The following is a 14,850-nucleotide window of genomic DNA, read 5'->3' as shown; positions in this document are numbered from 1 at the left end:
CTGATATCGGTTATAAAAAGAAAAAGCGTCTAGCTAAATCAGGAAAAGACATTTACCCCAGGATGTAACTACCTTTACCCCGATATGTAACGGCCTTTACCCCGGTGTGTAACGGCCTTTACCCCGGTGTGTAAAGAGTCTTTCCCCGGCATGTAACGTCTTTTACATAAGGATGTAACAACGCTGTAAATGTAATGTATTGACAATAAGTTCCTAAACCCATCCATCAGTTTACCACTTCTTATACTGCAAATGACTATTTCTGCCATCCTCCTTCATCGTGGAATATAGAATTAAATAATAATCACACAAAGTATATTTTCAGCAAAAAACTTTTAAATAAATAATAAAAACACCACCTTTGTAGTTCATTCTTTCAGAGTCTATGTGGAATAGTACTTTACTATACAAAGACACTACCATTCAGAATGCGTAAATGTAAGATGAATCAATATGCAGAAAGAAAATGATACTTTATTGGTAGCCAAGTTGAGAGAAGGCAATAAATTTGCCTTTGAAGCATTGTACGAAAAATACAGTGCCAGGCTGTACAACACCATCGTCCTTCTCGTATATGACAAATCATTAGCCAAAGACATCACCCAAAGCAGCTTCATGACGATATGGGAAAAACGCAGTAATCTGGATACCGAGAAAAGTTTTCCGGCATATCTATGCACCATCGCACGCAACATGGTATACAAAGAAACCGAACGAAGATTATTACACAACAAATTTGTAGAAAACAAGCTGAAAACAGAAGCAGAGGCTATCGAGGAAGATACGATGGATATGGACGTCTCCATCATTGAAAAACAGATAGAGCAACTTCTGCAAAGCCTGCCAGAAGTTTCACGGGAAGTCTTTCAGCTGAAAAGAGCAGGAAAACTGTCCAACAAGGAAATCGCCTCACAGCTAGATTTGACGGAACGTGCCGTAGAGGCTCATTTCTACCGTACTATGAAACTACTGAAAGAAGAATTACGCAAATTCATCATGCTTTTCCTCTCCTTCTACTTTCTAAATAATTGTTAAAGCACGAAAATCCGTGAGTGTTTTGGCAGGCATACAGATATATACTACAGAACATGGATAAAAAAGACAGTCATATTGAACTTTTGGATCGTTTCTTTCGAGGACTGACCAGCCCTGAAGAAGATGTACAGTTGAAATCATGGATTAAGCGACCGGATTTTCAACAGAAATTTTCCGCATACTATCAGCAATGCTGGGCACTGGCTCCGGACACGATGGACAAAGCCGTACAAAATGAAATGTTCACCGAACTTTTAAGCCAGATAGACGCAAGTTCCACCACGGAAACGAAGGTCCTGAAAACAAGGAACCGTTTCCTGCGTCAGATTGGGCGCTATGCTGCAGTTGCCTGCATCATATTGGCAGTGGGAAGCGGAGCCTATTATGCAGGAGTCAAACGACCGGCCGATGACGCCAATACAGAAGTCACCATGTCCGTATCCAACGGGCAGAAGGCCGACATCATTTTGGCTGACGGCACAAAGGTCTACATCAATTCTGATTCAAGAATTGTATATGACAACACTTACAACAAGAAAACACGTATGGTCTCCCTGGAAGGAGAGGCCTATTTTGAAGTTGCAAAGGACAAGGAAAAGCCTTTCATCGTGAAAGCAAATGGCATCAATGTACAAGCGTTAGGTACAAGCTTCAATATACGTGCACATAAAGACGATAAATCAGTAGCTGTAATCCTGATAAGTGGAAAGGTTAAAGTAGACGACGGCAGACACGAGGCATATATGAAGCCAAACGAAAGGCTCGTTTGCAACCTGACCAATGGACAGTTCGAAAAAAGCGAGCTTCATCCTAATGCAAGTTATTTGCTATGGAGAAGCAATGAACTAGCGTTCTACGGTGAATCTTTTGAAGAAATTTGTACCATGCTTACACGAATGTATAATTGCAAATTTATATTCAAAAACGAGAAAGTAAAACAATATACTTATCACGGCATCATCAAGAATAGCAGTTTGAATAATGTATTAGAATACATCAGCCAAGCTGGCGGCATTAATTACAAAATAAAATCTGATAATACGATCGTAATATATTAGTAGTGTTTAATAAACTCTTTATGTTAACTTAAAAAGGAAAATATGGAATAGATTTTATAAACTTTTTACTTCATCAAACACAACTGCCAGCTTTCGGCAGCAAAATAAAATTCTAGTTTAAACATTCACGAGAAATTCGTCATAAGTTACTCTAATATCTTATTAGAGCAGGTCTTTGGTACGCCTTTCTCAAAATAAAAAACAATTAATCTAATATTATTAGACATGAGACAAAACAAAATGATTATGCGGTCTTTAGTACTGCTGGGTGCCCTGTTTTTCTGGGGAAACAGCTTCGCCCAAATCAGTTTATCTGTAAACAAGCAGACCATCAAGCAGATTATACCGCAAATTGAAAAAGCTAGCGGTTATAACGTATTCTACACAGACAAACTTCCCAATCTTGAAACAAAAAAGGATTTAAATGTATCAAATGCTTCACTTGAGGCCGTATTGAAAGAATTATTTAAAGGAACGAAAATCTCCTTTGAAATAAAAGCAAACAAGCAGATTTTGCTGTTCCAGCAAACCAACAAATCTGTAGGTGCTAAAAAGAAAGTAACCGGTAGAATCGTAGACGAAAATGATGAGCCGCTTATCGGAGCTTCCGTTATTATCAAAGGCTCTACACAAGGAACAATAACCAACATTGACGGTGAATATACATTGGAAGATGTGCCGGAGAAAGCTACTCTAACCGTTTCTTACGTAGGCTATATACCGGCATCTGTTGCTGTCAACGGTAAAAACGCAATCAATGTAGTGCTGCAAGAAGATTCAAAGACTTTGGAAGAAGTTGTTGTTATCGGTTATGGTACCGTAAAAAAGAAAGACTTGACCGGTGCAGTAGGTTCTGTGGGAGGTGCAGAAGTAGCCGCCCGTAAAACAACTTCCCTTTCCACCGCTTTGCAAGGAACCATCCCAGGGTTAATGGTAACCCGTAACAATAATGCGCCTGGTGCAAATGCAGACAAGATATATGTACGTGGTATCACAACCATCGGGAATTCAGATCCTCTGGTTATCGTTGATGGAGTGCCTGGTGACATCAATTCAGTAAATGCCAACGACGTTGAGAGCATTTCTGTATTGAAAGATGCTGCTTCCGCTGCTATCTATGGTTCTCGTGCCGCTGCCGGCGTTATTCTTGTCACCACCAAAAGAGCCAGTGACAAGGAACTGTCATTGACCTATAACGGTGAATTCGGTTGGGAAATACCTACCGCAGAGCCTGAGGTTGTAGGCGTGCAACGTTTTCTGGAAATGGCTAATGAATTACGATATACAGATAATCCGGACGGTGGCAAATACCAAGCCTATTCAGAAGATCAAGTTAATAACTGGGTGAAAAACAATGCAACCAATCCCAACCAGTATCCTATAACCGACTGGCAAGATCTGATTCTTGAGAAATCCGCAACCCGTCAAAGTCACAGTATCCACCTTTCAGGCGGTAGCAAGGTTGTTAAGACCAAAGCATCCTTGGCGTATGATGAAGTAGGCGGTCTGTACGGTGACCGTTATTTCCAACGCTATACATTACGTGTAAACAATGACTTCAACATTACCCAAAAGTTAAGTGCTACATTGGACTTCAATGTTAAGCGCACTAAACACCACATGCCGCAATTCACTCCATTCGGAATGATGCGCTACATGCCTGCTATTTATGCAGGAGTATGGGATGACGGCCGTATAGCTGAAGGCAAATCGGGAGCCAACCCTTATGGATTGATGAAATTGGGTGGTACAACAGAAAAATGGTACACAGCATTGGGCGGTAAAGCATCTATTGATTTCAAGCCTTTTGACGGATTTAAAATTTCAGCAATCGTTGCTCCTCGCTTTAATTACGACAAGTTCAAAACATTCAAGAAAGCAGCCAGCTATACATTGGCAGATGATCCCAATACAATAGGGGGATACTTAGACAACAGCGGACTATACAACACAACCAAACTCTCAGAAACCCGCAATGACAGCTACAATGTCACTACACAATTAATAGCAAACTATGCAAAGAAGTTTGCCGGAAAACATGACATCAACCTTATGGCAGGTTACGAAAACTATTACGAATATATTGAAGAATTAGGTGCTGACAGAGACGGCTACGTTCTCACGAACTTTCCATACCTCAATAATGGACCTAAAGATTTAATTGGCAACTCTGGAAAAGGAAAAGAGTACGCTTATCGTTCCTACTTCGGACGTGTCATGTACAGCTATGCCGACAGATATTTATTCCAGGCTAATATACGTCATGACGGCTCATCACGTTTTGCAAAGAAACACAGATGGGGTACATTCCCTTCCTTCTCTGCCGGTTGGGTACTCAGCGAAGAAAATTTCATGAAGAATCTTAATTGGGACTGGCTGTCATTCTTGAAGATTAGAGCTACATGGGGAGCATTGGGTAATGAACGTATTGGCGATTTTCCATATATGTCAACCATTGCATTTGGGAACACTATTTTCTATCAAAACAACGGTATTTATTTTGACCAAACTGCATCTCAACAGAAATATGCCATTGAAAATGTAACATGGGAGAAAACTGAATCTACAGACATTGGGTTAGACATTTCTTTCTTGAACAACCGCTTACGTGTGAACGGTGACTATTACTGGAAAAATACTAAAGACATGCTATTAGCAATGGCTATCCCTGATTTTCTAGGATTCTCTGACCCAGACGTCAATGCCGGCAAAATGTCAACCAAAGGTTATGAATTGAATGTCAGCTGGAATGACCACATCGGTGACTTCAGCTACGGAATAGCCATTAACTTCTCTGACTTCACCTCCAAAATGGGGGATTTACAAGGAACCCAATTCCTCGGTGACAAAGTTAAAATGGAAGGCAGTGAATTCAATGAGTGGTATGGCTATGTTAGCGATGGTCTTTTCCTGACAGAAGAAGACTTAAAGAATTCTCCCAAAATCAATGATAAGAACACTCAATTGGGCGATATTAAATACAAAGACATATCTGGTCCTGACGGTGTACCCGACGGAAAGATTTCTCCTGAATATGACCGAGTATTACTAGGCAGCTCATTACCCCATTTCCTATATGGTGGTAATATCAATTTGGGCTACAAAAATTTTGACCTTTCATTGGCATTCCAAGGTGTCGGAAAACAAAATGCACGCTTGGCAAGAGAAATGGTAGAACCATTCCGTAACAATTACGGAAATTTCCCCGCCATCATTGATGGAAACTATTGGAGTCCTTATAATACGGACGAACAAAACGCAGTTGCCAAATATCCTCGTCTAACCCATGTAAACAAAAGTTCCAACTATGCCATGTCAGATTATTGGCTGTTCAACGGAGGTTATTTCCGTCTCAAAAATATAACTTTAGGCTATACATTCCCTAAAGAATGGATGAACGCAATAGGTATCAAAGGTGCACGCATTTATGCCAGTGCTTCCGATCTATTCTGTTTGAGCAAATATCCGAAAGGATGGGACCCTGAAATGGGAGTAAGTGAATATCCTATCACAACATCTATATTGTTAGGCGTATCTGTTAACTTTTAAAAGAAAGAAAAAAAATGAAACATAAATTTATAATATTAGCTTTAGGACTTGGATTTTTAGCAAGTTCCTGCAATGACTTGGACTTAGTTCCATTGTCTGAGGCCTCCACTGAAAACTGGTATTCTTCAGAAGAAGAACTATTGATGGCTGCCAATGAATTCTATAAAATCGGATATTGGAATAAAATGAACCAGGGACTTCTGGAACAAGCCACCGACAACTTCACCTATAGAAATGTGAATCGTTGCAACCTCCTAGACGGTACAGTAAATGGTGATGGTGGAACAGAGAACTGGTATCCAGTAGAGCAATGGCAATCAAACTATAAATGTATAACGATGGCCAATACATTTCTTGAAAAATCTGAGCGCGCCGAAAAGGCTGGTGTCTCTGAAAAAATATTGAATCAATACAGAGGAGAAGCTTACTTTACAAGAGCTTGTAAATATGCAGTACTCGTTTCTTTCTTTGGTGATGTTGTCTGGCTAGATAAGAATATTTACATTGAAGAAGCCTTCCAAAAAGGACGTACTCCCAAAAAAGAGATTATACCTTTAATTTACCAAGACTTCGACAAAGCAATTTCTATGTTACCAGTATCTTATACCGGTAACTCGACACAACGTTTCACAAAAGGTGCTGCATTAGCCATGAAAGCACGTTTTGCCCTTTACATGGGTGATTGGGAACTTGCGGCCGAATCAGCTAAAGCGTGTATGAATTTGCAAGCTTATCAATTACATCCCGACTTCAGCGACTTATTTCTGATGAATACCAAAAATTCCATAGAAAGCATTCTTGTATTCCCACGTTCCGTGCAATACAACATTCTATACGATGCTACTGCCACAAAAAATGAGCTGCCTAGAAATGCTGGAGGATACGGTTCGTATGCACCCTCTTGGGACTTGTTGGCTTCGTTCCTCTGTACAGATGGGTTGCCCATTGACGAGTCACCTCTTTTTGATCCCCACAATCCTTTCAAGAACCGTGACCCCCGTTGTACTGCCACCATTGTAGAATTTGGAACCCGCCATTGTAGCTTTGACTTTGATCCTCATCCCGATGCATTAAAAGTAATGAACTACAAAACCGGTAAAATGGTAACCAACCAAGATACCCGTGCCAATGCGCAATACACCTCATTCAATGCATTGCTATGGAAAAAGGGTATTGACGATTCTTGGGTAGATAACAAACAAAAAGTGGAAAGTGACTATATTGAAATACGTTACGCAGAAGTATTGTTGACTTATGCAGAAGCCATGATTGAACTGAACAAGATTGACGAATCTGTATTAGAAGCCATCAATAGTGTACGTGCCAGAGCATACGGAGTGAAATCTTCTGAAACAGACAAATATCCGGCAGTAACAGCACGTGACCAAAAGTCCTTACGCCAGACAGTCAGACTGGAACGTCGCGTAGAGTTTGCTAAAGAAGGACTCCGCTACATGGACCTCATTCGTTGGAAATTGGCAACCAAAGCTCTGAACACCAAGAACTACGGCATTCTATATCCTGCTGACATATTAAGAGACAAAGTTACATCAAAAGGACTGTGGTTCTGGCCTACTACACCACAGATAGATGAAGATGGAATCGCAGACTTCTCTGCTATGGAAAAAGAAGGCTTAATCCAAGTACTTTCCCAGCGCAAATGGGACGAACGGCAGTATTTATGGCCAATCCCCACATCTGAAATCATTATTAATGAAAACATGAAACAGAATCCAGGGTATTAACGGTTAGACATTATAGGTAAAAAGATTGTGAATAAAAGGATAAACAAACTGTAATGAAAGGACTGCCCCTGCAAATTAGAAATCCAGGGCAGCCCTTTTATACCGTTTCCACAACAAAATAAAGAACCGCATATTTATGAGAAGAATTATATTGATTTTAAGTCTACTGTTCTGTAGCCAGCTTATCACAGCCTCCAATCTATTGATAGAAGCAGAAAGCTTTGACCAAAAAGGAGGATGGGTAGTAGACCAGCAATTCATGGACCTTATGGGGTCACCCTATCTAATGGCTCATGGAATGGGGGTCCCGGTTGAGGATGCTTCCACTACCATATCTTTTCCCGAGAGCGGTACATATTATGTATATGTACGTACCTATAACTGGACTTCTCCTTGGCATGATGGCAAAGGACCAGGAAAGTTCACTCTAAAAATCGGTAATAAAAAGCTGCCTATAGTTTTAGGGGATGAAGGCAACCAATGGATGTGGCAACCCGCCGGAAAAATTTCAGTAAAGGCTGGGAATAGTAATCTAACATTAAAAGACTTGACCGGTTTCAATGGCCGTTGCGATGCTATTTATTTTACAACAGAAAAAGAGCAACTACCTCCTAACGAAACTGTACAACTGACAGATTTCCGTAAAAAGATGCTGGATATTCCAGCCGAACCGGAGCAATACTCCTATGATGTGATTGTAACTGGTGGCGGTATAGCCGGTATGTGTGCAGCCGCAACCGCTTCCAGATTGGGATGCAAAGTGGCATTAATCAACGACCGCCCAGTACTTGGCGGCAATAATAGCTCTGAAGTCAGGGTTCACTTAGGGGGCAATATCGGAGTAGGCCCCAATTCCGGACTGGGACGTATGATAAGAGAATTCGGACATTCTAAAGAAGGAAATGCCAAACCTGCCGCAAACTATGAAGATGAAAAGAAGGAGCTTTTTATCGCCAATGAAAAGAATATCACCCTTTATGCCAACTACCGTGCCATATCTGTAAAGACCGATGGCAACAGAATAGAATCTGTCATCATCAAGCATATAGAGAATGGAAAAGAAGTGGAACTGAAAGCACCATTGTTCTCCGACTGTACCGGAGACGGCACCATCGGGTATCTGGCCGGTGCAGACTACAACATGGGACGCGAATCCCGTGCCGAATACGGAGAAGAGCTGGCACCGATTCAACCGGACAAAATGACAATGGGTTCATCCGTACAATGGTACTCTGCAGACAAAGGTAAACCTACCCGTTTCCCTATTTTCTCGTACGGTCTGCAATTCAATGAAAAAAATTGCGAAAAAGTGACGATGGGTGAATGGAAATGGGAAACCGGCATGAACTTCAATCAAATCGACGACTTCGAACGTATACGTGATTATGGCTTAATGGTCATCTATTCTAATTGGAGTTTTCTGAAAAATGAATTAAAGGACAACAAGAAATATAAGAACCGCGCATTGGACTGGGTAGCCTATATTGCCGGAAAACGCGAGTCACGCCGATTGTTGGGCGATTATATTCTAAAGCAAGATGATATAGATAAAAATGTCTATCACGAAGATGCCTCCTTCGTCACAACCTGGAGCATCGACCTGCATTTCCCGGATTCGCTCAATGCATCACACTTTCCTGATGCGCCTTTCAAAGCAGCAACCAAACACATCCATATATATCCTTATGCAGTGCCCTATCGCTGCCTATATTCCAGAAATATCGAGAATCTTTTTATGGCGGGCCGCAATATCAGTGTTACCCATGTGGCACTGGGCACTGTCCGCGTAATGCGTACCACCGGAATGATGGGCGAAGTTGTCGGGATGGCAGCTTCCTTATGTAAAAAGTACAACACCACTCCGAGAGGAGTATATCAGAAACACCTACCGGAATTGAAAGCACTGATGAAAGAGGGAGTAGGAAAAAAAGAAGGGATTCCCGATAATCAGAAGTTCAATGAACAAAAATTATTAAAAAAGCCTCGTATATTTGCCATTGAAAAAAACAAGAAGTAAGAAACACGTTGATACTACAATTTAAGTATTAATAAAACACGCATATCATGAAAAATATTCTAACATTATTATTTGTCCTTTTCGGAGGATATTCGTTACACGCACAAGATACCTGCTACGGCTTTCTGAGAAATGACACTTTAACCATCGGGAACAATTTGGTCGAACGTACCTTTTTGTGGAACGGGGGAAATATCATAACTTACCGCCTGACCGACAAGAGTAATGGAAAATCATGGAAGAACCACAGCCTTACTCCAGATTTCAGAGTAACGAAAGATTTGCCGCAACCATCAAACGGTTCACTCAAAGTAGTTCCCGTAAAAGAGACTAAAATATTTCCCGCTTATCTGAAAGTAGAAGTTTCTTTCAGCCTGGAGAAGCTAGATATAAAACGGGTATATCGTATTTATGATGATTGTCCAGCCATAGCCTGCGACACCTATTTAAGAGGAACAGTAAACAGTATTTTCGGAGGCAGAGAAGTTAGTGCAGCCGACCGGAAGAATATTGAATTCGCCGAAGACATGAAATCTAAAGAAGTAACCGCTGTACTAGACCAGTTCCATTTCCAAGGACAACATTGGCACGCTCGCAGCGTGGAATTTTCCGATGTGACCGACTGGCACAACAACCTGGTTTTCGAGAAAGAGATTATTTCCTACCGCAAACTGGGATATCGCGGCAATCTGCTGTTTGCCTTTAATGGCGAGGACAACTGTGGCATCTTCTTTTTAAAAGAGGCTCCCTGCTCTTCGGTACAATTAGCCTATCAAGGAAAGGATTTTCTGACTGATTTCGGAAAGTTTACAGTAACCGGTCTGGGCATTACCGAGAAAGACGTGACTCCCGACCGTTGGACCAAAACATACGGATGTGTATTGGGAATATACGGAGAAGATGAACTGAGCCGCCTACAAGCGCTTCGTTCATATCAGAAGAATATACGTACTTACCGGGCCGACCGCGACGAGATGATTATGATGAACACCTGGGGAGACCGTAGCCAGGACTCAAAAGTAAACGAATCCTTCTGTTTGAAAGAACTGGAACGCGCCGCCCGTCTGGGAATCACCCATTTCCAGATTGATGATGGCTGGCAAATAGGTAAAAGTCCTAATTCAGCTGTAGCCCGCGGTTCATTCAAGAACATTTGGGACAATAAAGACTACTGGAAACCCGATCCGCAAAAGTATCCACGTGGTTTGCATCCCATCGTAAAGCGTGGCAAGGAATTAGGTATTGAAATCGGTCTTTGGTTCAATCCCAGCATACAAAATGATTTTGCCGATTGGCAGAAAGATGCGCAAGCACTCATCAGCCTCTATCGCGAATACGGCATCAAAATATTCAAGATAGACGGGCTCACCATTCCCAGTAAAGAAGCCGAAACAAACCTGCACCGCTTATTCAACAAAGTGCTGGAAGAGACGGACGAGGCAGTGATTTTCAACCTTGATGCGACAGCCAGCCGCCGCGGAGGCTACCACATGTTCAATGAATATGGAAATATCTTTCTGGAAAACCGTTATACCGACTGGCAGAACTACTATCCTTACTGGACTTTGCGTAACCTCTGGATGCTTTCCAAATATGTTCCGGCAGAAAAGCTGCAAATAGAGTTCTTGAACAAATGGAGAAATACGGATAAATATAAAGGAGAAGTCTTCGCTCCAGAAAACTATTCATTTGAATATCTGTTTGCTACGACTTTAGCAGGACAGCCGCTTGCCTGGATGGAAGGTACCAATCTACCCGAGGAAGCATTTACATTACGAGAACATACAGAAGCCTACAAGAAATTTCAGCATGACATGCATTCCGGCACTATCCTACCCATAGGAGATGAACCATCGGGACGCTCTTGGACCGGCTTCCAGTCTCTAAAGAAAGATAGAGGATACTTGATTGTGTACCGTGAAAATCATCCAGAAGGGACTACAGAAGTCGAAACCTGGCTGCCAGAAGGTGTCACAGTAAGATGTATCCCATTGATGGGACACGGCAAAGCGATGACAGCAGTAACCGGAAAGAAAGGAAGGCTGGAAATCTCTCTGCCATCAATCAATGACTATGTTGTCTACAAGTATGAAATTAAAAACAAACGCTAAAATAAAGACTGACATGAAAATCACAAGGAGTATACTCTTAATCGCCTTCTTGATGCTGTTTTACCGAGCCTTCGGACAACCTGCCGAACGGCTGATTCGGATACAGATCACTCCCAATCATACAGACTGGCTATATAAGCCAGGCGAAAAAATAAAATTCAGCATTACGGTACTGAAAAACAACGTACCAATTCCTGACACAGAAATTCGGTACCAGATTTCAGAAGATATGATGAAGCCTCACAAAGAAGGCATATTGCAAGCTGAAAAAGGGACAGCCACGGTGGAAGCCAAAACAATGGAAAAACCTGGCTTTCTCCGTTGCCAAGCCTTTGTTAAATATGGAGGACGTGAATACCAAGGGATAGTAACCGTTGGAATCAATCCAGAAAAATTAAAACCTATCACATCATTGCCCGAAGACTTTCTAAATTTCTGGGAAACAGCAAAACTCCAGGCTCAAAAGACACCAATGGATGTACAAATGACCCTTGTACCCGAACGTTGTACAGAGAAAGTGAATGTATTCCATGTGAATATACAGAATTATGAATCCCATACACGCTTATACGGCATGCTGGCTATGCCTAAAGCAAAAGGTCGATATCCCGCAGTTTTAAAGCTACCAGGTGCAGGAATACGTTCTTATGCCGGAGATGTGGAACATGCTGCCAATGGCTGGATTGTTTTCGAAATAGGAATACACGGTATTCCGGTCAACATGTCAGGACCGGTATATACCAATCTCTATATGGGAGCATTAAAAGGGTACCACACGTTCAATCTGGATAATCGGGATAAATACTATTATAAACGTGTATATCTAGGCTGTGTACGTGCCATTGACTTTATTTATTCCCTACCACAATTCGATGGGAGCAATTTGATAACATTCGGCAGTAGCCAAGGAGGAGGATTGTCCATCGTGACAGCTGGACTTGATTCACGTGTCAAAGGACTGGTAGCCTTTTACCCTGCTCTTTGTGACATGGTCGGCTATATACATAACCGTGCCGGAGGATGGCCACACATGTTTAACAAGCAAGAAAATCAGACTGCAGAAAAGGCAAATACAGCACGTTATTATGACGCAGTTAATTTTGCACGCCAAATAAAAGTTCCCGGATTCTACTCATTCGGATATAATGATATGGTCTGTCCACCCACTACTACCTATTCTGCCTACAATGTAATTCAAGCACCCAAACAAATATTAGTATCCGAAGAAACGGCTCATTATGCCTACCCAGAACAATGGGCAGCCGCATGGAAATGGGTCGCTGATTTCTTTCAACAAAAAAAATAAAAACTATAAGAATCATGAGAATACTTTTTTTTATTACAACACTGCTTTTCATCATCCCGAACATGTTCGGACAAAAGGAATATCGTCTGAACTCACCGGACGGCAAGTTGGAGGTTACCTTATATATAGGTGACCGGATCACTTACGAGCTGACGGAAGAAGGGCATACATTGGTAGCCCCCTCTCCCTTATCAGTACATCTGGATAATAGGACAGTCTGGGGTAACGGCTCCCATCTTAAGAGAGTCAGTCATCGCCAGGCAAATGAGGTGATTCCCTCTCCTTTCTACAAACGCAGTGAAGTAAAGGATGTCTATAATGAAATGACGTTAAGTTTCCGGGAACATTTCAACCTCATTTTCAGAATGTACAATGAAGGAATGGCATACCGGTTCGCAGCGACCGGAAACAGACCGTTCAAAGTTACAAACGAAGAAGCCGCCTTCAACTTCAACAAGGACTACAAATCGATTGTTCCTTATGTAAAAGATGGCGATAAACAACCGATAGAAGCCCAGTTCTCCAACTCTTTTGAAAACACCTATACACATATAGAGCTATCCGGACTGAACCCCCAAAGACTGATGTTTACCCCCGTAGTAATAGAGCAGGAAAACGGCCGTAAACTTTGTATTGCCGAATCCGACGTGGAGAGCTATCCGGGCATGTTCCTCATCAACAGAAACGGGGGAACAGCACTCACTTCCGCTTTTGCCGCCGTCCCCAAAACAAAAAAACAAGGCGGGCATAACCAACTGCAAATATTAGTCACAGAGCGTGAAAACTACATTGCTTCCTGCCAGCCGAAAGCCAAACTACCCTGGCGCATCATTGTTGTGGCAAGAAATGACAAGGAGCTGGCAGATAACGATATGGTTTATAAGCTGGCTGCTCCATCACGCATGAAAGACATCTCATGGATACGTCCGGGCAAAGTGGCCTGGGAATGGTGGAACCATTGGGGAATCAAAGGCGTGGATTTCGAAGCTGGAATAAACAATGAAACATACATGCACTATATCGACTTCGCCTCCCGGCATGGCATCGAGTATGTGATTCTGGATGAAGGCTGGGCTGTCAACCTCAAGGCTGACCTTTTCCAAATTGTACCGGAAATTGATTTAAAAAAGCTCACGGCCTATGCCAGGCAAAAGAATGTAGGACTCATCCTTTGGGCAGGTTACCATGCCTTTGCCCGCGACATGGAACATGTATGCAAGCACTATTCCGAAATGGGCATCAAAGGATTCAAGATTGACTTTATGGATAGGGATGACCAGGAAATGGTAGACTTCCACTACCGGGCTGCCGAAATTGCCGCTAAATATAAGTTGATGGTAGACTTTCACGGCACGTACAAACCTACCGGGCTGAACCGCACTTATCCCAATGTCATCAACTATGAAGCCGTTCACGGGCTGGAACAGATGAAGTGGAGTGACATCCATACCGACCAGGTAACCTACGATGTCACCATGCCATTTATCCGTATGCTGGCCGGACCGGTGGACTATACACAAGGCGCCACGCACAATGCCAACAAACGGTGTTACCACTCCTCAATGGATACCCCAATGAGCCAGGGAACCCGTTGCCGCCAATTAGCTGAATATGTAGTATTTGAATCACCATTGAACATGTTGTGCGACAGTCCCACCAATTACGACCGTGAAGAAGAATGCACGGAATTCATCGCTACCATCCCTACCGTTTGGGAACAAACAATAGCCATGAACGGAGAAATTGGAAAATACATTACAATGGCGCGCAGGAAAGGAGATGTCTGGTATGTCGGCTCCCTAACCAATTGGGATGCACGTACTCTGACACTGGACCTTTCTTTCCTCGGTGCAGGCAGATGGAAAGCGGAAATGTTTCATGACGGAGTGAATGCCAACCGCCTGGCTTCCGACTACCAAAAGACCGTCACAGACATTCCTGCATCCCGTAAACTGACCGTCAAAATGGCACAAGGAGGCGGATGCGCATTGAAAATATACAAAGAATAATTCATAGGCTTTTTAAACGT

8 protein-coding genes are annotated in these 14,850 nt (G+C 42.3%); all 8 read left to right on the top strand.

All coding sequences use genetic code 11. The annotated features are described in order from the left end of the window. The first annotated feature begins 453 nt into the window (after positions 1-453). The 8 genes from DW947_RS15505 (at position 454) to DW947_RS15470 (ending at position 14,830) form a co-directional block, all read left to right on the top strand. Positions 454-1,035, top strand: coding sequence for an RNA polymerase sigma factor (locus DW947_RS15505; RefSeq protein WP_005829818.1), 582 nt, complete (start codon positions 454-456; stop codon positions 1,033-1,035). Between the two features lie 53 nt (positions 1,036-1,088). Continuing rightward, entirely contained in the window at positions 1,089-2,093 is a 1,005-nt protein-coding gene (locus DW947_RS15500; RefSeq protein WP_005829816.1) for a FecR family protein, read from the top strand. Between the two features lie 225 nt (positions 2,094-2,318). Then, positions 2,319-5,642 carry a TonB-dependent receptor gene (locus DW947_RS15495; RefSeq protein ID WP_005829814.1) on the top strand — a complete coding sequence of 1,108 codons (3,324 nt, stop codon included), beginning with the start codon at positions 2,319-2,321 and terminating at the stop codon, positions 5,640-5,642. Between the two features lie 14 nt (positions 5,643-5,656). Next, positions 5,657-7,387 carry a RagB/SusD family nutrient uptake outer membrane protein gene (locus DW947_RS15490; protein ID WP_005829812.1) on the top strand — a complete coding sequence of 577 codons (1,731 nt, stop codon included), beginning with the start codon at positions 5,657-5,659 and terminating at the stop codon, positions 7,385-7,387. Between the two features lie 136 nt (positions 7,388-7,523). After that, on the top strand, positions 7,524-9,404 hold the full coding sequence (locus tag DW947_RS15485) for an FAD-dependent oxidoreductase (protein ID WP_005829809.1): 1,881 nt from the start codon (positions 7,524-7,526) through the stop codon (positions 9,402-9,404). 47 nt (positions 9,405-9,451) lie between these two features. Next, the gene (locus DW947_RS15480) at positions 9,452-11,515 is read left to right on the top strand and encodes an alpha-galactosidase (RefSeq protein WP_005829807.1); all 2,064 of its coding nucleotides are present in this window, start codon (positions 9,452-9,454) and stop codon (positions 11,513-11,515) included. Between the two features lie 13 nt (positions 11,516-11,528). Next, positions 11,529-12,821, top strand: a complete 1,293-nt coding sequence (locus DW947_RS15475) for an acetylxylan esterase (RefSeq protein ID WP_008664209.1) — start codon at positions 11,529-11,531, stop codon at positions 12,819-12,821. A gap of 14 nt (positions 12,822-12,835) precedes the next feature. Beyond that, a complete protein-coding gene (locus DW947_RS15470) occupies positions 12,836-14,830 on the top strand; it encodes a glycoside hydrolase family 97 protein (RefSeq protein WP_119958552.1) in 1,995 nt (664 codons plus the stop codon). Positions 14,831-14,850: the final 20 nt, after the last annotated feature.

It is taken from the genome of Bacteroides sp. AM44-19, from assembly GCF_003603395.1.
GTDB lineage: Bacteria > Bacteroidota > Bacteroidia > Bacteroidales > Bacteroidaceae > Bacteroides > Bacteroides uniformis.
Note: the sequence above shows the minus strand (reverse complement) of the source record. Positions and strands in the feature narration are given on the sequence as shown.

Coding starts and splice junctions, on each gene's coding strand:
- DW947_RS15505 (WP_005829818.1), top strand. CDS start 454: ATGCAGAAAGAAAATGATACTTTATTGGTAGCCAAGTTGAGAGAAGGC.
- DW947_RS15500 (WP_005829816.1), top strand. CDS start 1,089: ATGGATAAAAAAGACAGTCATATTGAACTTTTGGATCGTTTCTTTCGA.
- DW947_RS15495 (WP_005829814.1), top strand. CDS start 2,319: ATGAGACAAAACAAAATGATTATGCGGTCTTTAGTACTGCTGGGTGCC.
- DW947_RS15490 (WP_005829812.1), top strand. CDS start 5,657: ATGAAACATAAATTTATAATATTAGCTTTAGGACTTGGATTTTTAGCA.
- DW947_RS15485 (WP_005829809.1), top strand. CDS start 7,524: ATGAGAAGAATTATATTGATTTTAAGTCTACTGTTCTGTAGCCAGCTT.
- DW947_RS15480 (WP_005829807.1), top strand. CDS start 9,452: ATGAAAAATATTCTAACATTATTATTTGTCCTTTTCGGAGGATATTCG.
- DW947_RS15475 (WP_008664209.1), top strand. CDS start 11,529: ATGAAAATCACAAGGAGTATACTCTTAATCGCCTTCTTGATGCTGTTT.
- DW947_RS15470 (WP_119958552.1), top strand. CDS start 12,836: ATGAGAATACTTTTTTTTATTACAACACTGCTTTTCATCATCCCGAAC.